A 21,771-nucleotide genomic window follows, 5' to 3' on the forward strand; every position below is an offset into this window, starting at 1 on the left:
CAGGCCAGCGCCCGCGTTCACTGAATAGTGGATGTGATGCGCCGACCCTTGGTGTTGAACAGATGCAATTGGGTCAGGTCCGGCGCCAGGAAAACCTGCTGGCCAGGCATTACGGGAATCCGCTCGCGCAACAGCGCGCTCAGCGTGTTGTTGCCGGCCCTGGCCATGACCAGCGTTTCGGAGCCGGTCGGCTCGACCACTTCGACCACGGCCGGCACGCCGCTGTCGGCGAGCCGGAGATGTTCGGGGCGGATGCCCCAGGCAGAAGCGCTTTCGCCCTGTTCGGGCGCCGGCAAGGGAAACACGGTGCCGTCGCTGGCCGTGAAGCCGTCCGCGGTCGTGCGGCCCTGCAGGATGTTCATCGACGGCGAGCCGATGAACTGGGCAACGAACAGATTGGCCGGCCGGTCATACAGATCGAGCGGGGCGCCGACCTGTTCGACGATGCCGCCATTCATGACGACGATCTTGTCGGCCATGGTCATGGCCTCGACCTGGTCGTGGGTGACATAGACGATGGTGGTTCCCAGGCGCTGGTGCAGCGCCTTGATTTCGGTGCGCATCTGCACACGCAGCTTGGCGTCGAGGTTGGAGAGCGGCTCGTCGAACAGGAAGACCTTGGGATCACGCACGATGGCGCGGCCCATGGCGACACGCTGGCGCTGGCCGCCGGAGAGCTGGCGCGGGTAGCGGTCCAGCAGATCCTGTAGCCCGAGGATCGTCGCGGCGCGCGTGATCTTGGCGTCGGTCTCGCTCTTGTCGGTCTTCTTCAGGGTCAGCGCGAAAGCCATGTTCTCGCGCACCGTCATATGTGGATAGAGCGCGTAGTTCTGGAACACCATGGCGATGTCGCGCGACTTCGGCGCGACGTCGTTGATGACCTTGCCGTCGAGCGCGATCTCGCCGGCGCTGATGTCCTCCAGCCCGGCGATCATCCTGAGCAAGGTCGACTTGCCGCAGCCGGACGGGCCGACAAGGATGACGAATTCGCCCGACGCGATGTCGACCGACACGCCGTGGATAACCCGCGCCTTGCCATAGGCCTTCTCGACATCGGATATGGTGACCGCACTCATATGTTGTTCCTCAGAAAGAGACCTTGTCGCCGCCCTTGAGCTGCAAGATCTGCCGCGCCTCGTCAGGGGTGGCCACCGAGGCGCCGAGCCCCTCGATGATCTGGCGCACCTTCTTCACCTGCTCGGCGTTGGATTTCGCCAGTTGGCCCTTGCCGATCCACAGCGAGTCCTCCAGGCCGACGCGCACATTGCCGCCGAGCGCAATCGCCTGGGTGGCGATCGGCAACTGGCTGCGTCCGGCGCCCAGCACCGACCATCGGTAGTCCTGGCCGAACAGGCGGTCGGCGGTGCGCTTCATATGCGCGACATCCTCCGGATGGGTGCCGATGCCGCCCAATATGCCGAACACGCTCTGGACGAAGAACGGCGCCTTGACCAGGCCGTGCTCGACGAAATGGGCCAGCGTGTAGAGATGGCCGATGTCGTAACACTCGATTTCAAAGCGCGTGCCGTTTTCCGCGCAGGTGCGCAGGATGTGTTCGATGTCGCCAAAGGTGTTGCGGAAGATGCGGTCGCGCGAGCCTTCGAGATAGGGCCGTTCCCAGTCGTGCTCGAAGGTCTTGAAGCGTTCGAGCATGGGATAGAGGCCGAAATTCATCGAGCCCATGTTGAGCGAGGCAACTTCCGGCGCAAAGGTCGCCGCCGGTTTGACCCGCTCCTCGACGCTCATCGTCGCGGCGCCGCCGGTGGTGATGTTGACCACGCAATTGGAGCGCTGCTTGATCACTTTCAGGAAGGGCGCGAAGGCCTCGGTCGACTGGTCGGGCCGGCCATCGGCAGGATTGCGCGCATGCAGGTGGACGATGGCCGCACCGGCCTCGGCCGCCCCGATCGCGGCGTCGGCGATCTCTTGCGCGCTCACCGGCAGATGCGGCGACATGGACGGCGTGTGGATCGAGCCGGTAACCGCGCAGGTGATGATGATCTTGTTCTGGTTCGCCACTTGAAAGGATCCTCGTTTGTTTGACCGCGCCTATTTCACCGCGCCCTGGGTGATGCCCGAGATGAACTGCTTCGACAGCACGATGTAGAGCAGCGTGATCGGCAGTGCCGCCAATGTCAGCCCGGTGAACAGCACGCCCCAGTCAGTGGTGAACTCGCCGACGAAGACGGTGAGGCCCTGCGGCAGCGTCTTGAGATTGTCCGAGGTGATCAGCACCAGCGGGAAGAAGAAGTCGTTCCAGATCGGAACCGCGTTCTGGATCGCGACGATGACCAGTGCCGGGCGCGCCAGCGGCAGCATGATGGAACGCATGATGCGGAATTCGCTGGCGCCGTCCATGCGCGCGGACTCTTCCAGTTCGCGCGGCAAGGTCCTGAGGAAGCCGGTCATGATGAACACCGCCGAGGGAATGCCCATGGCGACATAGACCAGCACCAGGCCGGCATAGCTGTCGACGAGGCCAAGCGAATCCAGCTGGATGAACAGTGGAATGATCGCCAGCTTCAGCGGCACGGTCATGCCGCTCAGGAAGAACATCAGCACCAGCGCGCTCAGCCGGAACTGGTAGCGGGCGATCGCATAGGCGGCCATGGTGCTGAACAGCAGGATCAGCGCCACCGCGGCCGCCGTGATGCCGACGGAATTGGCGAGGTAGCGCACGAAATTGGTTTCGCTCCACACCCGCTCGGCATTGGCCAGCGAGAAGTGCGCCGGCAAAGCGAAGGGCGAGCTGAAGATCTCGGCATTGGTCTTGAAGGACGACATCACCATGATGAACAGCGGATAGATCATGATGACGGCGTTGATCGCCAGCATCAGCTGGATGGCGCCGTTCTTCAACAGCTCGCCGGGTTCCCTGGTGCCGACCGCTGTGCTCACAGTTCGATCTCACGACGGCGCAGGTAGCGAAGCGCGATTGCGGTGACGCCGGCAACGATGATGAACATCATCACCGCCAGCGCGCTGCCCTGGCCGAAATCCTGGATGCCTGTCGTCGTCGAGCCGAAGGCGGTGCGGTAGAAATAGAGGCCGAGCACGTCCGTCGCGCCGCCGGGCGAACCGGTGAGGCCGGCCATGACATAGGGGATCTCGAACCAGTTGAAGCTGCCGATGAAGGTCAGGATGGTGACGATGGTGACGCTCGGCGCGATCAGCGGCCAGATGATCCGGGTCATCAGCACATAGTCGCCGGCGCCGTCGAGGCGGGCGGCCTCGATCACTTCCTTGCTGATGCGCTGCATGCCGGCGAGCAGCACCAGTGTCGGGAAGCCGAGCCAGTGCCAGATGTTAGCGAACAGGACGCTGCCCAGCGCCGTCGATTCATTGCCGAGCCAGGGGACGGCGCCGATGCCGACAAGCGCCAGCGTCTGGTTCACCAGACCGAACAGCGGATGCAGGAACAGCTTCCACAGGAAGCCGACGATGACCGCCGACAGCACGACCGGAAGAAAGACGATGACCTGGTGGATGCGGTGACCGGGCAGCGCCTTCAGCAGCGAATAGGCGAGCAGGAAGGCGGTGCCGTTCTCGAACACCATCAGCGCCACGAAAACGATGATGTTGTGCTTCAGCGCATTGTAGGTCCAGCCGCTATAAGGCTGTTCAAACAGGACCTTGCGGAAGTTTTCAAAGCCGATGAATCCGGTCGGCTGCAAGCCGTTGAATTCATAGAAGGCAAGGCGGAAGGCCGAGAGCAGAGGCCACAGCACGAACAGTACCATGACCACCAGGGCCGGTGTCAGCAGGGACGCGATCCAGAGTGACCGGCGCCACGGAAAGGCTTTTGTGGTGTGGCGCCGGCCGATGTTCATGTCACTTGCCCTGGAAAGGCTTGTACCATTTGGCGAGGCCATCGGTCAGGTCGGCGGCCAGCTGGTCCGGGGTGATCGAACCCGACATCATCTTGGTGATGTCGCCCTGCAGCAGTTCCGATCCCGTCGGCTTCTCGAAACGGAAGTAGACGACATTGATATGCGGCATGGCGGTTTCGTTCAACTTGGCGACGTGGGCGAGCAGCTCGTCCTTGATGACGACGCCCTTGATGGGCGAGATGTTGCCGAGAAGGGCGGAGAACTTGTCGCCGAACTCCTTGGTGCCCATCCAGTTGACCAGCTTGAGCGCCGCCTCCTTGTTGGCCGACTTGGCGTTGACCGCATAGCCGCCATCGAAGAACTTGGTCACCTGCGGCGTATCGCCGGCCTTGGCCATGGGCGGGGCGACGAAGTCCATGTTGATGGCCGGGTTCTGGCTCCTGTAGGTGGCGATGTCGAAGCTGCCGCCGGCCAGCATCGCCGCCTTGCCGCTGATGAACAGCTGGCCCGCGGTGTCGTAGTCGATGCCTTCGAAACCGGGAGGCATGTAGTCGCGCAGTTCGAGCAGCTTGCCGAGTGCCGCGACATAGCGCGGGTCCTTGAAGGTGGTCTTGCCCGACGTCAGGTCACTGACGAAATCCTGGCCGAGGAACGGGTTGGTGAAGATGGCCACGAACATCTCGTTGAACCAGCTGGTGCCCATGCCATTGGCGAGGGGATAAATACCCTTGTCCTTCAGCGCCTTGCTGACGGTGATGAATTCATCCCATGTGGTCGGCGGCGTCAGCCCGGCCTTGGCAAAGACGTCCTTGTTGATGAACAGGCCGAGCGTCTGCGAAGCGAAGGGCAAGGAATAGACCTTCTTGTCGGCGCGGTAGGTGCCGGCTACCAGCGCATCGGCGGGCTGGTTGGCGAGCGAGGGCACCGTGGTCAGATCCTGCGGCTCGAAATAGCCGGCCTTCACGAACTGCTCCAGCCAACCGTAAGCATGGGTGTGGATGACGTCGCCGCCCTTGCCGGCGGCCAGCGCCGTCGAGACGATGGTCGGATAGTTCTCATCCGGGAACGACTCGAACTTCACATGGATGTCCGGGTTCTCCTTGGTGAAATCGGCGAAAAGTTCGTTGTAGGCGGCCTTGTCTTCCTGGCGCCAGGTCCAGAACGAGATGTCGGTGGCATGCGCCACACCGGCTGCCAATCCCCATGCGAAAGACGCGGCCGCGAGGGCCAGCCCAATCCTTCTCCTGCTCATGTTGCAATCTCCCAATCGCGCTTGATGCGCTTTTTACGATGATTATCAAATCATAGTTCTTGCCGTCTGGAAAGATAGTTTGTAAAGTTTCCTAACTAATGTGAATTGGACGCGGCAACCCGCTTCGTCCGGCGTGCGCGGTGGATATCGGTGACCCAGAAAATCATTGCAGGCGTGGATATCGGCGGCACCAAGACGCGCATCATGGCGTATCTGGGCGAGCGCATGATCGCCGACGAGGTGCTGGTGACGGAGAGCTGGCGCATTCGCCAGATGGAGACCGATGCGACGACATTGGCCGGCATCGTCACCAATCTGTGCGGCGGCGTCGCGCCCGCCGCGTTGGCGGTCGGCGCCCATGGCTGCGACACGGGGGAACAATGCCTGCGCTTCCAGGCGCTGCTGGCAGACAGGACCGGCGGCGCGGTGCAGGTGGTCAACGACGCCGAGCTGATGGTGCCGGCCGCTGGCCATGTCGATGGCATCGGTGTCGTCTCCGGCACCGGCTCCATCGCGGTGGCGCGGACAGTCGATGGCAAGATGCTGGCGGCCGGCGGCTGGGGCTGGATCCTCGGCGACGAGGGCAGCGCGCCGGCCCTGGTGCGCGAGGCCGCGAAGGCGATCCGGCACAGCCTCGATCGGGGTCAGCAGGGCGATCCGCTGATTGCCGCGCTGATGCGCGAACTCAACACCGACGACCAGACCAAACTCGGTATCCTGCTCAACGAAACGCGTGGCGCGGCGGTCTGGGGTCGCTATGCCAACGCCGTGTTCGATGCGGCGATCGCCGGCTCGGCGCTGGCAACCCGCGTCATCCGGGAAGGCGGGGCAGGGCTTGCCGCGCTGGTCGAGCTGTTGATCGAACGCGGCGCCAATCCCGCCCTTGTCGTGGCCGGTGGCGGTGTCATTTCAGAGCAGCCGATGCTGATGACGGCATTCGTCGAGGCCATGGCAAAAGTGTCGCCGTCGAGCCAGGTGCTGCTGTTGCGCGAGCCGCCGGTGCTTGGCGCGGTCGCCTTGGCCAGGCGACTGCTCGTCGGCCAAGGGTTGTCCTCACAAATTGGAGCCATTTGAATGCAGAAGCGTATCGGCTATCGCCAGGCGGTGGCGCGCCAGACGGAAAGTCTCGAGGTCGGCCGGGGTTCGGTGGCCGCGGCGCTCGAGGGGCTCGATCTCAGTGCTTTTGCCGGCAAGACGATCGGGCTTGCAGGCATCGGCGCCAGCTATCAGTCGGCGCTGGCCGGCGCGCTGTACCTGCGCGCTTCCGGCATCAGGGCTTTCGCCTACACGCCGACCGATCTCTATGGCCGCACGGATGAAGCCGCCGATGCCTTCATCGCTCTGTCGGCTTCGGGGCAGAGCCGCGAAATCTACGATGTCATGCGCGAGGCATCAGCGGCGCCGCGCCTGGCGGTTTGCCGGGGCAGCGACAATCCGCTGGCTGGTCTGACCGGCGCGGTGCTGGCCGCGGATTCGGGCGCCGACAATGGGGCGAGTTCGACGGGTTACACGGGGACCTTGCTGGCGCTCGGCATGCTGATCGACAGGCTTGCCGGCAACAGTTTTGACTGGACGCGTTTGCCCGGTGCCGTCGCCACCGTCCTCTCCGGCGCGCAACGGGCGGCCGGGCAAGCGGCGCGGCTGCTGCAAGGCAGAACGTCAATCGATATTGTCGGCGCCGGTGTCGGCTTCGCCAATGCCGGCGAGGCGGCGATGCTGATCCGCGAAGCCGTTCGGGTGCCGGCCTCGGGATGGGATACGCTGAACTATCTGCATGGGCCGATGGAATCGCAGGATGCGGCCACCGGCGTGATCGCCATCGGCGACGGCCGCGAGGTCAAGATCGCGCAGGACATGGCGGGCTTCGGCTGTCCTTGCGTGCTGGTGACGAGGCGCACGGATGTCGCCGATGCCGAAAGGCTGGTGGTGATCTCCATCCCAACCCTCGGCAACGCGATGGCGGACGCGATATTGGAAATCATCGCCATCCAGCTTGTCGTTGGCGACATGCAGGATGCGGCCGGGCTCACCGACATCACCTTCCGCTATCGTCAGACCGACACCAAGCTGAAGCCGTGGTCGCCGACGGAAGTCTGACGTCTCTGCTCGGATGGCGTGGAAATTGCCAAACCGGCTGGCAATAGGGCATTGAGGGAGGGATGCGGCTTTCGAGTCGGGGCGGCAATCTCGCTTTCACCGACTGGAGGCAGGATTTCGGGCAAAGGTCGAACGGCTGAGATGGCGGCTGTGGAAATCCCCAATCTGACCGACAGCGCCCGCGCCGTGCTGCGCCTGCTCGCTTCGCACGGGCCGGTGACACGGCCGAAGCTCGGCGCCATGCTCGACCTGTCGAAGCCGACCATGTCGGCGGCGGTCTCGGAACTGAGCGCGCTCGGCCTCGTCGCCTCGCGTGGGCTGGAGCGCGGCGCCATCGGCCGCACGGCGACGATCTACGGCATCGGCCCGGGTGCGGGCTATGCGATCGGCATCGATGTCGGCGCCGCGCAGGTGCGCGCTGTGGCCTATTCGATGGACGCACAGAAGCTGGCGTCCGCGGAACAGCCCATCCCGGAAACGATAGCCGGCGATGCCGACGAGGTCGGTGCCGTCGTGCTGTCGGTGGCGCGTGCCACAATGGCTGGGGTGGCCAGGAGTTTTCGCGCGCTGCGCGCCATTGCGGTGGCCGTGCCGCGCATCGTGTCCAACGATCGTTTTGACCGCCCTGGTGGGCCGTCCGCCGTGCTTGGCCTGCTGCGCCGCAGCATCGAGGTGCCGATCATCCTGGAAAACAACGTCAACTGCGCGGCCATTGGCGAAATGCATTTTGGCGCCGCGCAAGGCCACCAGACCTTCGCATTCCTGCAGGTTGGCGTGCGGGTCGGCCTCGGCTTCATCACCGAGGGGCGCCTGTTTCGCGGCGCCGGCGGTGCGGCCGGCGAAATCGGCCGCATGCCGTTTCCGTGGTCGACCAGCGAGACGCCCTATCGTGAGGGGCTGGAACACTATCTCGGCTCGCGGGCGCTGATCGAGCGCTGCCGTGTCGACTGGCCAGCACAGGAAGGAGCACCGCCGGACTCGGCCAAGGATCTGTTCGCGCGTGCCCTGGAGGGCTCGCCGCCGGCGGTGGCGGCCGTGGCGCGCCATGCCGCCGATATCGGTAGGTTGGCGGCGGGCTGCATCGGTATGCTCGACCCCGGGCTGATCGTGCTTGGCGGCGGTGTCGGCAGAAACCCGCTGATGACGGACAATGTCGCGCATGTCGCGGCGGAACTTGCATGGCCGACGCGGATCGCCGTCAGCTCGCTCGAAGACGGCGGCACGGCGCTCGGCGCGATGAAGCTGGCTGTCGATTACAGCCTTGGGCTGATGCTGCGCGAAGGCCGCCATCCGGCTGTTGTGTTGCCGCCGCTGTCCGAAGCGACGCAGGACGCGACGGTCGCTCAGGCAAGGGGCGCCTGAAAAAAGAAAGGCAGGCGCGGGCGCCTGCCTTCGAGTTCAGATGCTCGGTGCTTTAGGCAGCCGCGGCAACCTGCTGGCCAGCCACCACGGCGTCGACCTTGGCGGTCGCCTTGGCGAGCGCTGATGTCACCGCGTCAGGGCCCATGCCGACACCTTCGATGCGGATGACGTCGACATCGGTCATGCCGAAGAAGCCGAGCACGCCGCGCAGATAGGTAATGGCGTGATCGAACTGCACGGCCGCGCCTTCCGAATAGATGCCGCCCGAAGCCAGCACGATATAGACCTTCTTGCCTGTGACGAGGCCCTTGGAGCCGCTCTCGAGGGCCTGCGGTGCCAACATGGCACCGATTGTTGATCTTCCCCCGATTTCCGTTCGATAATTTTTTGGCTTATGGCTTCGGTATCCCAGTCATCTTTTTGAAACATCCGTCAAACGACAGATTACGACAGAGATCGCCAAGAACGCCTGCGGGTACTTGTTGTGTGGCATCGGGTCGCGGGAATGTTTTCGCGGGCTCATTTGAGCCCGAAAGAGCGGCGGCAAGTTTGATGAGCACAAAGATGACCATAACCCATAGCCACCCGGTAACAGGTGATCGACCCGCCGAACCGGTGGTTTGGCTCGATGGTGCGATCGTTTCGGGCTCAGGGTCCTGTCGCGGCGTGGACGCAATACGATATTGGGGTGCCGTCTCAGGATCGATTAGCGCGTGCAACCAGTCAAGCTGTTGACGCTCCCAATGGTTCGATCCGCGATTGCGTGTCCAGCGAAATCGTTCGTCAAGCAAGTCAAGCAGGCGCGGCGTCATCCAGGGCTCGGCCAACGGACGCTGCCGCTCGCCAAAGCCTGATTGCTCGCAAACATAGGCCCGCATGCGGGTTTCAAACTCTTGAATGTCATCGATCGTCTGTAGGAACTCGCCATCCAGAATTGCCAGCCAACTATCTATTCTCTGCCATTTCGATGGTTCGGCGATAAGTGTTTCGACAGCTTTCATGGCGCGCAGGGCGGGCGCTTCGATGGCAATTGAAGCCGTGCGGGCAAGAGCCGTTTCTTTCGACGCATTTGGTTCGATGTTTTCGATAAGGAGCGTCTCGATATCATCTTCCATGGTCCGCAAAGCGTGTGCTTCGAGGATAGTGGGAACCGCACTCTCGTCGGATAGTGGCACGTTCTTCAACGCGGTCGCGTCGGTGTCTTCGGCAATTTGTGTCTCGTCAGGCGAAGTAATTTCCCTGAAATACTCCCGTCTTTTGACTTGATCGCGCGCCTGCTCGAATGCCTGACGCAATGCAATGAAGCCGTCGCGATCCTCATTGACGTTGATCAGTTTGAGTTTTGTAGCGTATGCGCGCTTGATTTCGCCTTCGGTGACGTCTTCCCGGTCGGATATTCCGAGCATGGAAAACGCATCAATAGACATCGTAATTCTCTAACGCTTCGAGCTCTTCCGTAATCTGGGATCGCGCGGCGGCGATTTCCTTGGGATATTGCCGGGCAAGGATCGCCTCGAATTCCCCAAGCCATGTCGACAACACCTTGCGTTGCGGACCCAAGGCATTTTCAAAAGCTTTCGTGATGCGCGCGACAAGCGCTGCGTTAACCGCTTCTTCGCGTGGATGGATCTTGATCCGTTCAAGTTCCGCCAGGCGTTGCAGAATGTCTTTTTGCGAAAGAGCGCCCGGATTACCTTCTATGACAAGTCGATGAGCCTTGCCATTGGTGACGACCGTTGCGATGACTTCGAGCACTCCGGACGTATCGTAGGTAAATCGAACATCGACCGCTTCATTTGCATTGCGGTTGACGGGAATAGGAACGCTCAATGTGCCTATCTTAACATTGTCGCGTACCAGCGGCGCCTCACCCTGAAAGACATTGAGTTTCACTTCTTTCTGGCCGGGAGCTACAGCATGGAAACGCTCAACCCGGCTCGCTGGAATAACCGTGTTGCGCTCGATGATTGGAGCAAAATACCCGGGCAGCGTCGGGTCGTTCGGTCCAACTCGATGGCTTGTCTCGATACCCAAGGTGAAGGGTGCAACATCGGTCATGACGATGTCGTCGAGTGCCTGATGCCGGGAAGCAAGCCCGGCCTGTACCGCCGCGCCCAGGGCCACGACATGATCGGGGTCGTGATCATGTTCTGGAAAACGCTTGAAAAGCTTGGTTATTGCAGACTTGATGATTGGCATTCTCGTTGCGCCGCCAACGAGTATGATCCGATCGATCTGGTCGTTGCCCAAGTTTGCGTCGCGCATCGCGCGCTGTAAAGGGGCCTTCATCCGGTTGACTAACTGCGTCGTTGCCTCCTCAAAGCGATCGGCATAGACAGAAAGATGCTTCTGTTCGCCGTCCAGGACATATCGGATATCTGCGTCTTGGCTGATTGAAAGCTTGTGCTTTGCTTCGTCAGCCAGCGCACGCAGCCGTGACAGATCTCCCTTTCCCAAATCATCACGGCCAAGATCCTTGGCCAGCAACGCTACAAGGATATCCGTGAAGTCTTCTCCGCCCAGAAATGCGTCCCCGGCCGACGCCCGCACCTCCATGACGCCAGAAAACATCTCCAGAATTGAAACGTCGAATGTGCCGCCGCCAAGATCCACGACAAGAAAGGTGCTTTCATCGCCCTTGCGATGCAGCCCATAAGCCAAGGCCGCCGCGGTCGGCTCATTGATCAGCCGGCTTACCTTAAGGCCCGCGAGTTGTGCGGCAGCGATCGTTGCCTTGCGTTGCACGTCGTTGAAGTAGGCCGGCACGGAAATAACCGCATCGTCAATAGGGCGCTGGAGATGCGCCTCGGCGTCTGCTTTCAAGGAGCGCAGAATGAACGCGGACAACTCTTCCGGACGAAATGTCTTGCGTCCGAGACGAACCATATGGTCCGTGCCCATATAACGCTTGAATCGTGCCGTGCTTAAATCGGGATTGGACACGAGCCTGTCCTTGGCGGCCTGGCCGACCAGCAAGTCACCACTGTCGCTAAGCCCTACGGCAGAAGGCGTCAGAAAACCGCCGACAGCATTGGGGATCAATATGGGGCCTTCGTCGGTAAAATGAGCGACCAACGAGTTGGTCGTGCCAAGGTCAATGCCGAGAACTGGGAATTCGGACAAACAAGTCTCCGTCAGAGGTTTTGAGGTAGCTTGTCATTTTTAACGCATGTGACTTGCGCATGCTATACTTGGCAAAAAACTTAAAACTGGACTTATCTGAATAATCAGACACATGTGAAGAGGATTCGACGACAGCGCGCACAAGGTTACGTGGCGATATCGCGGCGCGTCCCAATATACGCGCTGCTCTGTTCCAGTCGACGTTCGTGGAACAACAAAAAAGGCAGGCGCCGGAGCGCCTGCCTTTTCAAGTCAGGTCTAGAATGGCTGACGCTTACGCAGCCGCTGCGACCTGCCCTTTTGCGGTCGTCGCCGCCACCGCGTCGACCTTGGCGGTCGCCTTGGCGAGCGCGGCGGTTACCGCGTCAGGGCCCATGCCGACGCCTTCGATGCGGATGACGTCGACATCGGTCATGCCGAGGAAGCCGAGCACGCCGCGCAGATAGGGTACCGCGTGATCGAACTGGACGGCAGCACCTTCCGAATAGATGCCGCCCGAAGCCAGCACGATATAGACCTTCTTGCCGGTGACGAGACCCTTGGGGCCGTTCTCGCCATAGGCAAAGCTCCTGCCGGAACGGGCGATGTGATCGACCCAGGACTTCAGCGTCGAGGAGATGTTGAAGTTGATGAAGCCGGTGGCCAAGATCACCGTGTCGGCGGCGAACAGCTCGTCGAGCACGACGTCGGAGACGCCGACGACTTCAGCCTGGCGCGGTGTGCGGGCTTCGGCGGGCGTGTAGATGCCGGTTGAATAGTCGGCATCGATATGCGGCAGCGGGTTGGCGACGAGGTCGCGCACGACAAGCGTGTTCGACGGATCGGCGGCGAGGAGTTTCTCGGCGAATTCGGTGGCGATGCGGGTTGAATGCGAGGCAGCGCCACGCGGGCTCGAGGTTACAAGAAGAATGGACATAGCGGGTCTCTCCAGTGGAATGAATTGTCCCGCCACATATGGGGCTATTAACCCATCAGATAAACTGGTATATTTTCTATACGATCCATCCACAAAATAGATACAGTGATGCAGCCAAATCCGACCCTCGATCAGCTTCAGATCCTTGTCGCCGTCGCCGATACCGGAAGCTTCTCGGCCGCCGGCCGCAAGCTCAACCGGGCCCAATCGGTCATCAGCTATGGCATCGCCAATCTCGAGGCGCAGCTTGGGCTGAAGCTTTTCGAACGCGAGGGCACCCGCGAGCCGCAGCTGACCGAGATCGGCCGGGCGATGCTGGAGGATGCAAGGCGAATGATCGGCGTCCTGCAGCGCATGCGCTCTCGGGTCGATGGCCACCATCATGGGCTTGAGGCGGAAGTCGCGCTGTCGGTCGATGTGCAGTTGCCCGCACCGGTGCTGGTGCGCGTGCTGAAGGCATTCGAGGCGCAGTTTCCGACCGTGATGCTGCGCCTGCATATCGGCACGCTCGGCGTGATTCCAGATCACGTCGTCAGCGGACAAGCCGATCTTGGCATTGGTGGCCTTCTCGGCGAGGTCGACGTGCATCTCATTCGCATTGGCTTCATGACACTGGTTCCGGCCGCTGCACCCAGCCACCCGTTGGCACAATTGCCGAAGCCCGTGGCCATCGAGGATGTGCGCGAGCATATCCAGCTTGTCGTCACCGACCAGTCCGAGCGCACCAAGGGGCGCGACTATGGCGTCTTTGCCTACCGGACATGGCGGCTGACGGACGTGCGCACCAAACACATGCTGATGCGCGAGGGGCTGGGCTGGGGCGGGCTGCCGCGTTGGCTGATCGCCGACGACCTGGCTGCCGGCCGCCTCGTTGAACTTGATCTCGAACCCTACAAGGAAGTGAATTCGCCGCTGTTTGCCATGCACCGCACCGATCGCAGCCCGAAGCCCGCCGCCGCCTGGCTGATCGAGCAGTTCAAGCGAGAACTCGGCTGCTTCAACGAGTTCGAGCCGGGCGAGATGCCTGACGAGGAGCTGGAGACAATCCGTCAATCAGCGCCATGAGCACGGCGCGATAATCCTCGGCTGAAGCGCCGGCCTCGATGGCGAGCGCGGCGCGGTCGAAGGCGGAGGCAAGCATCGCGGTCAGTGCATCCACAGGCAATCTCGCCACCATGTTGGCCCGCATCGCCGCGACCAGGCCTTCGCGCAGCGAGCGGTTGCCGTGGCGGTTGTCGACCGCATCCATGGCGGCGCGGCCGAGCACGGCCGGGCCGTCGAGCAGCAACAGCCGCGTGCGGCCGGGCAGGCGCATGGCGGCGAGATAGGCGTCGGAGCCGGCGATGAGCGCATCGCGGGCTTCGAGCGAGGGTGGCGAGGCTCGGTCGATCTCGTCCGCCACCGCCTGCGCCTCCTGCTCGACCACGGCGGCAAACAGAGCCTGCTTGTCGGCGAAGTGGTGGTAGAGCGCGCCGCGCGTCACGCCGGCCGCGACGACGATCTCCGGCGTGCCGGTCTCGGCATAGGATTTCTCGGTGAACAGCTTCCGCGCCGCCGCGATCAAATCGGCGCGCGTTGCCTCGGTGCGGTCGCGGTTGGAACGGCGTCCGGAATCCTGTTGCATACATACAGCCTGTATGTTAATTCGACTTACATACAGACTGTATGTTATGCCCAGGGAGAAGGAAAGATGAAGACCACCAGCTATTACCCGGTGCTGATGACCGGCGACGTTGCCGGCACGGCGGCCTTCTACGTCAAGCATTTCGGCTTCCAGCCGCTGTTTGAAAGCGACTGGTACGTGCATCTGCAATCCGCCGAGAACAAGCGCGTCAATCTGGGCATCGTCCAGGGCGACCACGAAACCATCCCGGAAGAGGGGCGAGGGCGCACCTCGGGCCTGCTGATCAATTTCGAGGTTCGCGATCCTGATGCGGTCTACGAGCGGGTTCTGGCCGCCGGCCTGCCGGTTCTGCGAACACTGCGCGACGAACCCTTCGGCCAGCGCCATTTCATCACCAGGGATCCCAACGGCGTGCTGATCGACGTCATCAAGCCGATCCCGCCCAGCGAGGAATTTCTGGCGCAATATGCCGAGGGCGCCGCCGGGGCTTGAGCGACGGTCTCACCCAGCCCGTGCCACCGGCGTCACCGTCACCTGGCTGACGCCGGTGCGGCGCACCACCGTGCACAGCGTCTCGCGGCCGATGCGCTCGGCGTCGAGCATGCGCACGAGGTCGTCGACGCCGGTGACCGGGCGCCCGTCTATTGCCGCGATGATGTCGCCCTCCTTGAGGCCGGCCTTGTCCGCCGGGCCATTCTTCTCGACGCTGCGCAACCGCACTGCCGTGCTGGTCGACACCTGCGACAGAAGGGCGGCGCGGCGCGGCAGATTGGTGGTATCGGCCGAGATGCCGATGAAGGCGCGTCGCACGCGGCCGAAGCGGATGATCTCCGAGATGACGAAATTGGCCGTGTTGGAGGCGACCGCGAAGGCGATGCCTTGCGCGCCGTGGATCATGGCGGTGTTGACGCCGATGACTTCGCCCGCCGACGACACCAGCGGCCCGCCGGAATTGCCGGGATTGAGTGCCGCATCGGTCTGGATGACGTCGTCGATCAGCCGGCCGGTCGAGGCGCGCATCGAGCGGCCAAGTGCGGAGACGACGCCTGACGTGACCGTCCATTCGAAGCCGAGCGGATTGCCGATGGCAATGGCGATCTGGCCGCGCCTGAGCCGCTTGGAATCGCCCAGCGGCGCGACATCGGCAAAGCTGCCGTCGGCCCGCACCAGGGCGATATCGGTGTCGGGGTCGCGGCCGAGCACGCGGCCCTCGCTGGAGGCGCCGTCGGGCATCGACACGCGCACTGTTTTCGCGTCACCCACGACATGGAAGTTGGTGACGACCAGCCCGTCCGGCGCAATCACGAAGCCGGAACCATGGCCGCCCTGGCCACCAATGCGTTCGATGCGGCAGACGGCCGGGCCGATGCGGTCGACAGCGTCGGCGACCGTCATGGAATAGGCGTCGAGCAGCGTGTCATCGGATTGGAATTTGGCGGCGGCGAGGGCCATGGGCGGGCTCCGTGTTTTCAGGCGTAACGACGCCTTTTGTCTTGTGCATATCGTTGTCCCAAAACCGCTGAGCACTTTTGGGCAACACGCACTATATGTGCGGAGCGGCCGGAACCGCCGCGACCTGACCAGATGGCCAGTCAAACCGCCAACTAGCCGTCAGGCGAGTACCTCCAGGGGCGCCGTCGGGCGATATCTGGGACATGACGAACCCCAGGAGACCATCATGAGTGACTTCAATCTGAATGCGTTTTCGCAAGCCGTTGCCGACCTTGCGGCACAAGCGGCGCCGGTGACCGCGAGCTTCACGACCCATCATCACCGCACGGCAAGCGCCTTCCACTGGAGCGACGGCTATTTCGTCACCGCCGAGGAGGCGGTCGAGGCCGGCGAGGAGATCGAGCTGACGCTGGCTTCGGGCGAGACGGTGAAGGCCGAACTCACCGGCCGCGATCCTTCGACGGGCGTTGCCCTGCTGAAGCCGGCCACTGCCGTGAATGCCGCGCCGCTGGCCAAGGCCGACGCGGTACGGCCCGGCAATGTCGCCATTGCCATCGGCAACAGCCAGGGCTCGGCGCTGGCCGTGTCGGGCTCGGTCGGCGAAGTCGGCCCGGCCTGGCGCTCGATGCGCGGCGGCACGATCGACCGGCGCATCAATCTGGCCGTCGGCGCCGGCGGCCGTTTCGAGGGCGGTCCGGTGCTCGACGCCAAGGGCGGACTGATCGGCATGCTTCTGTTCGGGCCGCGCGGCCGTGCGCTGGTCATGCCTTATGAGACGATCGAACGCGCGGTCGCGACCCTGCGCGAGAAGGGGCACGTCGCCCGCGGTTACCTCGGCGCTGGCCTGCATCCGGTGCGCGACCGTGACGCGAAGGGCGCGATGGTGATGAGCCTCGACGACAATGGCCCGGCCAAGGCCGCTGGCCTTTCCCTCGGCGACATCATCGTGGCCTGGAATGGCGAGGCGGTGCATGGCCCGCGCGACCTGATCCGGCGGCTCGGCCCTGACAGCGCCGGGGTTTCCGTGACGCTTGGCGTGGTGCGCGGCGGTGAACAGCGCGATGTGACATTGACCATCGGCGAAAAGCCGCTGAGCTGAGAGGATTGATGGAAGCGCTCTCCAGCGACCGGATCATGAGTGACGGTGCTGCTTCGCGGCGGCTTGTGGTGCTGATCGCGCTTGGCGATGCCGCGCGCGCCGAGCGCCTGGCCGCCACGCTTGCCGCCAGCGATGACCTGCTGCCGGTGGTGGCCGGCGGCGGCAGGGCCGACGTCGCCATCATCGACGACAGGAGCGGAGATGCCGTGCCGGCCTCGGTTCCACGGGTGTTGCTGGGGCGTGCTGGCGGCGAGCGGCCCGCCGGTGAGGTGTTCGCCATAATGCCCGCTGGCGCCGATGATCTGCTGATCGCCGCGGCGGCGCGGCTGGCGGCGGCCGGCTATCGCGTCACCGGCGATGGCGGCCACGGACGCGATGAGGATTTCCATACGGGCGAGGGTGCGCCGTTCGAGGATGAACCGGCCGACGACCATGCCGTTCGCCCGGCACTTTCGCCGCGCGAGGCGGAAGTGCTGGCGCTGCTCGCCGAAGGCGCGCCCAACAAGGTGATCGCGCGGCGGCTCAATATCTCCGTGCACACGGCGAAGTTCCACGTCGCCGCGATTCTGATCAAGCTCGGCGCTGCCAACCGCACCGATGCCATCGCCATTGCGATGCGGCAGGGGCTGGTGCTGGTTTAGCCTCCGCTGCGTAACCCACATGCGGGCATCTCGGGCCTTGCGCTGTGGTCGCCCGCCGCGCAAAGGTTCGCGCCTGCCATGTTGCAAGGGAGGCGCAAGGAATGTCGCTCAAGGGAAAGACGCTGTTCATCTCCGGCGGATCGCGCGGCATCGGACTGGCGATCGCACTGCGCGCGGCGCGCGACGGCGCCAATGTGACGATCGCGGCCAAGACCGCCGAGCCGCATCCGAAGCTGCCCGGCACGATCTATACCGCCGCCGAAGAGATCGAGCAGGCCGGCGGCAAGGCGCTGCCCGTGCTGTGTGACATCCGCGAGGAGGCGCAGGTCGCCGAGGCGGTTGCAAGGACCGTCGAAAAATTCGGCGGCATCGATATCTGTGTCAACAACGCCAGCGCCATCCAGCTCACCGGCACGCTGGAGACCGACATGAAGCGCTATGATCTGATGCACCAGATCAACACGCGCGGTACCTTCCTGGTCTCCAAAATGTGCATTCCGCACCTGAAGTTAGCCAACAATCCTCACATCCTGAATCTGGCGCCGCCGCTCGACATGAAGGCCAAGTGGTTCAAGAACCATGTCGCCTACACCATGGCCAAGTTCGGCATGTCGATGTGCACGCTGGGCATGAGCGCCGAATTCGCCAAGGACGGTATCGCGGTCAATTCGCTGTGGCCTATCTCGACCATCGATACGGCGGCGGTGCGCAATCTGCTGGGTGGCGCCACGGTGGCGGCAATGAGCCGGTCGCCCGACATCATGGCCGACGCCGCGCATGCCATCTTCATGCGGCCGTCGCGCGAGGCATCAGGCAATTTCTACATCGACGAGGAAGTGCTGCGCGCCGAGGGCGTCAGCGACTTTTCGGTCTATGCGCCCGATGCGACCGGACCGCTGGCTGGCGACTTTTTCGTGCCGGACGAGGTGTTTGCGCGGACGGACAGCAAGATCAAGAATATCTACTAGCCCTTCGACGCAGAGCACTTCATTTCGAGATTGGCTCGAACAGGCGTAGCTTCGTCATCCTAGAGCGAAGCAAGGAGCGCAGCGACGCGGCGCAGACCCCGGCTCTGGGATGACGAAGTTGGGGAGGCTTTGGCCAGTCCGCGTCGAGTATCAGCCTATCTCGTCCTTCTTGCCTTTGCTCAGGCCCATCAGGCGGTCGATATAGGCCAGCATCAGCGCCGACACGACGAAGGTGAGGTGGATGATGGTCAGCCACATCAACTGGTCGGTCGAATAGGAGGACGAGTTGAGGAACACCTGCAAGAGGTGGATGGAGGAGATGGCGACGATGGTCGAGGCGACCTTGACCTTGAGCGATCCGACATCGATCGTGCCCAGCCAATGCACGCCGCTGCCATCCGGGTCGTCGAAGCGGCTGACGAAGTTCTCGTAGCCGGAGATGATGACCATCACCACCAGCGAGGCGACGAGGGCGGCGTCGATCAGGCCGAGCATCTTCAGGATTGTGTCGGTGTCGCCGAGCAGGAACACCATGGTGATGAACTCGTAGAGCTTCTTGGCGAACGACAGCGCATAGACGGCCAATGCCAGGCCAAGACCGATATAGAAGGCGACCAGAAGCCAGCGCGAGGCGAGTATGATCGATTCGATGGCGAGTTCGAGACGCTTCATAGAGTGGTTCCAGTTGTTCTCGGGTCGGTGATCAGGCCGTATTTCGACCACGCGAACGCTTTTTGCAAGATAGCAAAAAACCCCGCCGGAGAGGGCCGGCGGGGCTCAATGCGTCCCGCTGGAGTCGGGACGGGGCAGGGAACGCCCAGTCCTGAATCTGGGGTGAGCGGGCCCGCGATTCAATGAGCCGGCTTTAATGCCGGGACAAATCTTCTTGAGCCGAAGCTCCGGATCCGAACCTTTCCCATCCCCCGCCGAGCCGGGGATGGGCGCTTCCAGCGTTGAGTCCGCAAATCAGGTCATGATTTTGAAATCATGATCTAATTGTTGCTGGCAACGGGTGCTACCAGCGAGGTGATACGGCGGATGGCGACACGCCGGTTCTCACGGTTGGGCGCCGAGGTGTTTACCTTCAGATACTCCTCGCCATAGCCCTGCGTCGTCAGGTTCTCCGGCGGGATGCCGAAGGCATTGGTCAGCGCTTCGGCAACCGCTTCGGCACGGCGATCCGACAGAGCAAGGTTTGCCTCCGGCGTGCCGACGGCGTCGGTGTGGCCCTCGATCAGGAAGGTCTCGGCCGGGTTCTTCTTCAACAGCTTCTCCATGGCGTTGGCGACGCCCTCAAGCTTCTGCACCTCGGTGTCGGAGATCGAGGACGAGCCGAATTCGAAGTTCAGCGTGTCGAGGTCGACGCGGCGCGCAATGTCGCGCACACGGGCCGAGCGCTTGACCTCGTCGATCGAATAGAGGCGCTGGACCCTTTCCACCGGTGGCTGTTCGAGGAAGGTGTAATAGTCGTCAGGGCTTTCCACGTCCTCGGAATCGAGGATGTAGTCACGGCGCGGGATGGTCAGCCGCATCGGCGGCAGGTCATCGCCGGGATCGCGCCAGTCGCCCTCATCCTGATAGTCCTGCTCGTCGACATAGCTCAGAACATATTCGCGCCCGTCAGGCGTGATGCGTGAACGCTGGATGACATCGCCATAGCGGTTGCGGATGGTGACGATCCGGATGCCGTTGTCGCGCTCGACCGTCTCGCGCGTACGGTTCTGCGGCAGGTCCTCGTAGTAGACGTCCCTCGCACCGCGATTCATACGCGGACCGTCATTGCTCTGGACGATCGTCTGGCCGCCGAGCTGGATGATGACGCGGTTGCCGATCTCCTTGAGCACGTCAACGCCCTGGGGGCGGCGGCGGTCGCGGATGTTCTCATCGGGCGCACGGTCACGGCGTTTGCCCTTCTCTTCCGTCACCGGGACAAACTTTTCGGGCTTGATCTCCTGCTGGGCTGCCTTGTCGTCGGTTGGAGGCGGCCCCTGGTCGACGGGAGCGACCACAGGCTTCTGCCCCTGATCACCGCCTTGCTGGGCGTTCTGGCCACCATTCTGCTGCTCGCCATTCTGCTGGCCGTTCTTGTCGCCATGTTTGCGGCCGCCGCCCTTGCGTTCGGCGTCCTTCTGGCTGTCGAGGAGGGGGGCAGCGTTCTTGTCGGCGGGAGCTTCGCCCTGTACGGGATTTTCGCCCTGGACAGGCGCGGCCTTGCCGCCATTTGCCGGCTGTTCGCCATTGACCGGCTGTTCGCCAGTGGCTGGCTGTGCGCCCGTGGCCGGCTGTTCGCCATTCGCGGGCTGTTCGCCCGTCGGCTTCTTGCCGTGCTTCTTTGTCTTGTCCTGGGGCTGCTCGCCCTGTGTCGCCGGCTGTTCGCCGGCCGGAGCCGTTTCAGCCTTGGGCGTCGTCGCTTCGCCGGCCGGAGCTTCCTTCGGCGTCGGAGCGGCTTCCGGCGTCACTGCCGGGACGGCGGGCGCCTCTTTCTGCTGGTCCGCCTTGTGTTTCCTGCCGGGCTTTGTCGGCTGGTTGTCGTTGGCGGGCTCTGCCTGCCCCGCGGGAGCCTGTTCGGCCGGCGCCTGCTCGGTCTGCTGCTGCTGGTCGCGCTTCTTCTTGCGCGGCTGCTGCTCCTGGGCGGCCGGGGCGGCCTGTTCGGCCGGCGCCTGCTCGGTCTGCTGCTGCTGGTCGCGCTTCTTCTTGCGCGGCTGCTGTTCCTCGGCGGCCGGCGCGGTCTGTTCGGCCGGCGCCTGCTCGGTCTGCTGCTGCTGGTCGCGCTTCTTCTTGCGCGGCTGCTGTTCCTCGGCGGCCGGTGCGGTCTGTTCGGCCGGCGCCTGCTCGGTCTGTTGCTGCTGGTCGCGCTTCTTCCTGCGCGGCTGCTGTTCCTCGGCGGCCGGTGCGGCCTGTTCGGCGGGAGCCTGTTCGGCCTGTTGCTGCTGGTCACGCCTCTTCTTGCGCGGCTGCTGTTCCTCAGCGGCTGGAGCGGCCTGCTCGGCTGCCGGCGCTGCCTTCTCGGCGGGGGCCTGCTCGGTCTGCTGCTGATCGCGCTTCTTCTTGCGCCGCTGCTCCTGGTCGCTCTGTTGTCCCTCGTCGGCGGGTGCGTCCTGGGCCAGGATCAGCGGCGTTCCACCGCGCTGCATGGGGTCGAACGCGGCACTTCCCTGAAGCGGGAACGCGCCCAACGGCGCGGATGCCATCAGCAGGCCAAGTGCGGTGCCTGCCAGAATCCGTGGTTGGCGTTTCATCGAAAACTCTCCTTGTGGGGTCCCATCCTTGCCGAAACCGATCTTGGACCGATTGGTTCCAGTTTGGTGGGGATAGATGCCGTACAGGGCGATTGGCCGGCCTTTTGAAGGCAACTTCGTGTCATTAGACCAGCCTAAGGTCCGATTCCAGCCCTTACCGCGCTTGAC

General features: G+C 63.3%; 20 protein-coding genes and 1 pseudogene. 8 read left to right on the top strand and 13 right to left on the bottom strand.

The genetic code is table 11. From position 1 onward, the window contains the following. Positions 1-17 precede the first annotated feature (17 nt). Genes MesoLj_RS13155 through MesoLj_RS13175 form a run of 5 tightly spaced genes read right to left on the bottom strand, consistent with a single transcriptional unit; the run spans position 18 to position 5,082 of the window. On the bottom strand, positions 18-1,076 hold the full coding sequence (locus MesoLj_RS13155) for an ABC transporter ATP-binding protein (RefSeq protein ID WP_202326258.1): 1,059 nt from the start codon (positions 1,074-1,076) through the stop codon (positions 18-20). Between the two features lie 10 nt (positions 1,077-1,086). Next, positions 1,087-2,019: a 3-keto-5-aminohexanoate cleavage protein gene (locus MesoLj_RS13160; protein WP_202326259.1), complete on the bottom strand. Its 933-nt coding sequence runs from the start codon at positions 2,017-2,019 to the stop codon at positions 1,087-1,089. A gap of 30 nt (positions 2,020-2,049) precedes the next feature. After that, positions 2,050-2,898, bottom strand: coding sequence for a carbohydrate ABC transporter permease (locus tag MesoLj_RS13165; RefSeq protein ID WP_202326260.1), 849 nt, complete (start codon positions 2,896-2,898; stop codon positions 2,050-2,052). Further along, on the bottom strand, positions 2,895-3,830 hold the full coding sequence (locus MesoLj_RS13170; protein ID WP_140774595.1) for a carbohydrate ABC transporter permease: 936 nt from the start codon (positions 3,828-3,830) through the stop codon (positions 2,895-2,897). Before MesoLj_RS13170 ends, MesoLj_RS13165 begins: the two co-directional genes overlap by 4 nt. 1 nt (position 3,831) lies before the next feature. After that, positions 3,832-5,082 carry an extracellular solute-binding protein gene (locus MesoLj_RS13175; protein ID WP_202326261.1) on the bottom strand — a complete coding sequence of 417 codons (1,251 nt, stop codon included), beginning with the start codon at positions 5,080-5,082 and terminating at the stop codon, positions 3,832-3,834. Positions 5,083-5,232: 150 nt separating this feature from the next. Between MesoLj_RS13175 and MesoLj_RS13180 the strand changes: the two genes are divergently transcribed. The 3 genes from MesoLj_RS13180 (at position 5,233) to MesoLj_RS13190 (ending at position 8,541) form a co-directional block, all read left to right on the top strand. Further along, positions 5,233-6,156: a BadF/BadG/BcrA/BcrD ATPase family protein gene (locus MesoLj_RS13180; RefSeq protein ID WP_244735364.1), complete on the top strand. Its 924-nt coding sequence runs from the start codon at positions 5,233-5,235 to the stop codon at positions 6,154-6,156. Then, positions 6,157-7,179 carry an SIS domain-containing protein gene (locus MesoLj_RS13185; RefSeq protein WP_202326262.1) on the top strand — a complete coding sequence of 341 codons (1,023 nt, stop codon included), beginning with the start codon at positions 6,157-6,159 and terminating at the stop codon, positions 7,177-7,179. It abuts the gene before it with no gap. 141 nt (positions 7,180-7,320) lie between these two features. Beyond that, entirely contained in the window at positions 7,321-8,541 is a 1,221-nt protein-coding gene (locus MesoLj_RS13190; RefSeq protein WP_202326263.1) for an ROK family transcriptional regulator, read from the top strand. Positions 8,542-8,593: 52 nt separating this feature from the next. On the opposite strand, the pseudogene MesoLj_RS13195 reads toward MesoLj_RS13190, so the two are convergent. From MesoLj_RS13195 to MesoLj_RS13210, 4 genes and pseudogenes are all read right to left on the bottom strand, one after another. Then, positions 8,594-8,863: pseudogene (locus MesoLj_RS13195) on the bottom strand (NAD(P)H-dependent oxidoreductase); the annotation flags it as partial. 70 nt (positions 8,864-8,933) lie between these two features. Continuing rightward, complete coding sequence (locus MesoLj_RS13200) at positions 8,934-9,968, bottom strand: hypothetical protein (protein WP_202326264.1); 1,035 nt, start codon at positions 9,966-9,968, stop codon at positions 8,934-8,936. Further along, positions 9,958-11,664, bottom strand: a complete 1,707-nt coding sequence (locus tag MesoLj_RS13205; RefSeq protein ID WP_202326265.1) for a molecular chaperone HscC — start codon at positions 11,662-11,664, stop codon at positions 9,958-9,960. The genes MesoLj_RS13200 and MesoLj_RS13205 overlap by 11 nt, the downstream gene beginning before the upstream one ends. Before the next feature lie 274 nt (positions 11,665-11,938). Next, positions 11,939-12,580 (bottom strand): FMN-dependent NADH-azoreductase, encoded by a 642-nt coding sequence (locus MesoLj_RS13210; RefSeq protein WP_202326266.1) that lies wholly within the window; start codon positions 12,578-12,580, stop codon positions 11,939-11,941. A gap of 108 nt (positions 12,581-12,688) precedes the next feature. Between MesoLj_RS13210 and MesoLj_RS13215 the strand changes: the two genes are divergently transcribed. Then, positions 12,689-13,645, top strand: coding sequence for a LysR family transcriptional regulator (locus tag MesoLj_RS13215; protein WP_202326267.1), 957 nt, complete (start codon positions 12,689-12,691; stop codon positions 13,643-13,645). Here MesoLj_RS13215 and MesoLj_RS13220 read toward each other — a convergent pair. After that, entirely contained in the window at positions 13,578-14,204 is a 627-nt protein-coding gene (locus MesoLj_RS13220; RefSeq protein WP_202326268.1) for a TetR/AcrR family transcriptional regulator, read from the bottom strand. The genes MesoLj_RS13215 and MesoLj_RS13220 overlap by 68 nt on opposite strands. A 66-nt stretch (positions 14,205-14,270) precedes the next feature. Here MesoLj_RS13220 and MesoLj_RS13225 point away from each other — a divergent pair, with 66 nt between their 5' ends. Beyond that, the gene (locus MesoLj_RS13225) at positions 14,271-14,696 is read left to right on the top strand and encodes a VOC family protein (RefSeq protein WP_172349113.1); all 426 of its coding nucleotides are present in this window, start codon (positions 14,271-14,273) and stop codon (positions 14,694-14,696) included. A gap of 9 nt (positions 14,697-14,705) precedes the next feature. Here MesoLj_RS13225 and MesoLj_RS13230 read toward each other — a convergent pair whose 3' ends face one another. Then, positions 14,706-15,656 (bottom strand): S1C family serine protease, encoded by a 951-nt coding sequence (locus tag MesoLj_RS13230; RefSeq protein ID WP_140774587.1) that lies wholly within the window; start codon positions 15,654-15,656, stop codon positions 14,706-14,708. 226 nt (positions 15,657-15,882) lie between these two features. Here MesoLj_RS13230 and MesoLj_RS13235 point away from each other — a divergent pair, with 226 nt between their 5' ends. From MesoLj_RS13235 to MesoLj_RS13245, 3 genes are all read left to right on the top strand, one after another. Then, the gene (locus MesoLj_RS13235) at positions 15,883-16,755 is read left to right on the top strand and encodes a S1C family serine protease (protein ID WP_202326269.1); all 873 of its coding nucleotides are present in this window, start codon (positions 15,883-15,885) and stop codon (positions 16,753-16,755) included. 8 nt (positions 16,756-16,763) lie between these two features. Continuing rightward, on the top strand, positions 16,764-17,396 hold the full coding sequence (locus tag MesoLj_RS13240) for a helix-turn-helix transcriptional regulator (protein WP_202326270.1): 633 nt from the start codon (positions 16,764-16,766) through the stop codon (positions 17,394-17,396). 101 nt (positions 17,397-17,497) lie between these two features. Then, positions 17,498-18,364, top strand: a complete 867-nt coding sequence (locus MesoLj_RS13245) for an SDR family oxidoreductase (protein WP_202326271.1) — start codon at positions 17,498-17,500, stop codon at positions 18,362-18,364. A gap of 150 nt (positions 18,365-18,514) precedes the next feature. On the opposite strand, the gene MesoLj_RS13250 is transcribed toward MesoLj_RS13245, so the two are convergent. Together MesoLj_RS13250 and MesoLj_RS13255 are read right to left on the bottom strand one after the other, a co-directional pair. Continuing rightward, a complete protein-coding gene (locus MesoLj_RS13250) occupies positions 18,515-19,036 on the bottom strand; it encodes a TIGR00645 family protein (RefSeq protein WP_140774583.1) in 522 nt (173 codons plus the stop codon). Between the two features lie 320 nt (positions 19,037-19,356). After that, positions 19,357-21,603 (bottom strand): OmpA family protein, encoded by a 2,247-nt coding sequence (locus MesoLj_RS13255; RefSeq protein WP_202326272.1) that lies wholly within the window; start codon positions 21,601-21,603, stop codon positions 19,357-19,359. Positions 21,604-21,771 lie beyond the last annotated feature (168 nt).

The organism is Mesorhizobium sp. 113-3-9 (assembly GCF_016756515.1).
Classification (GTDB): Bacteria; Pseudomonadota; Alphaproteobacteria; order Rhizobiales; family Rhizobiaceae; genus Mesorhizobium.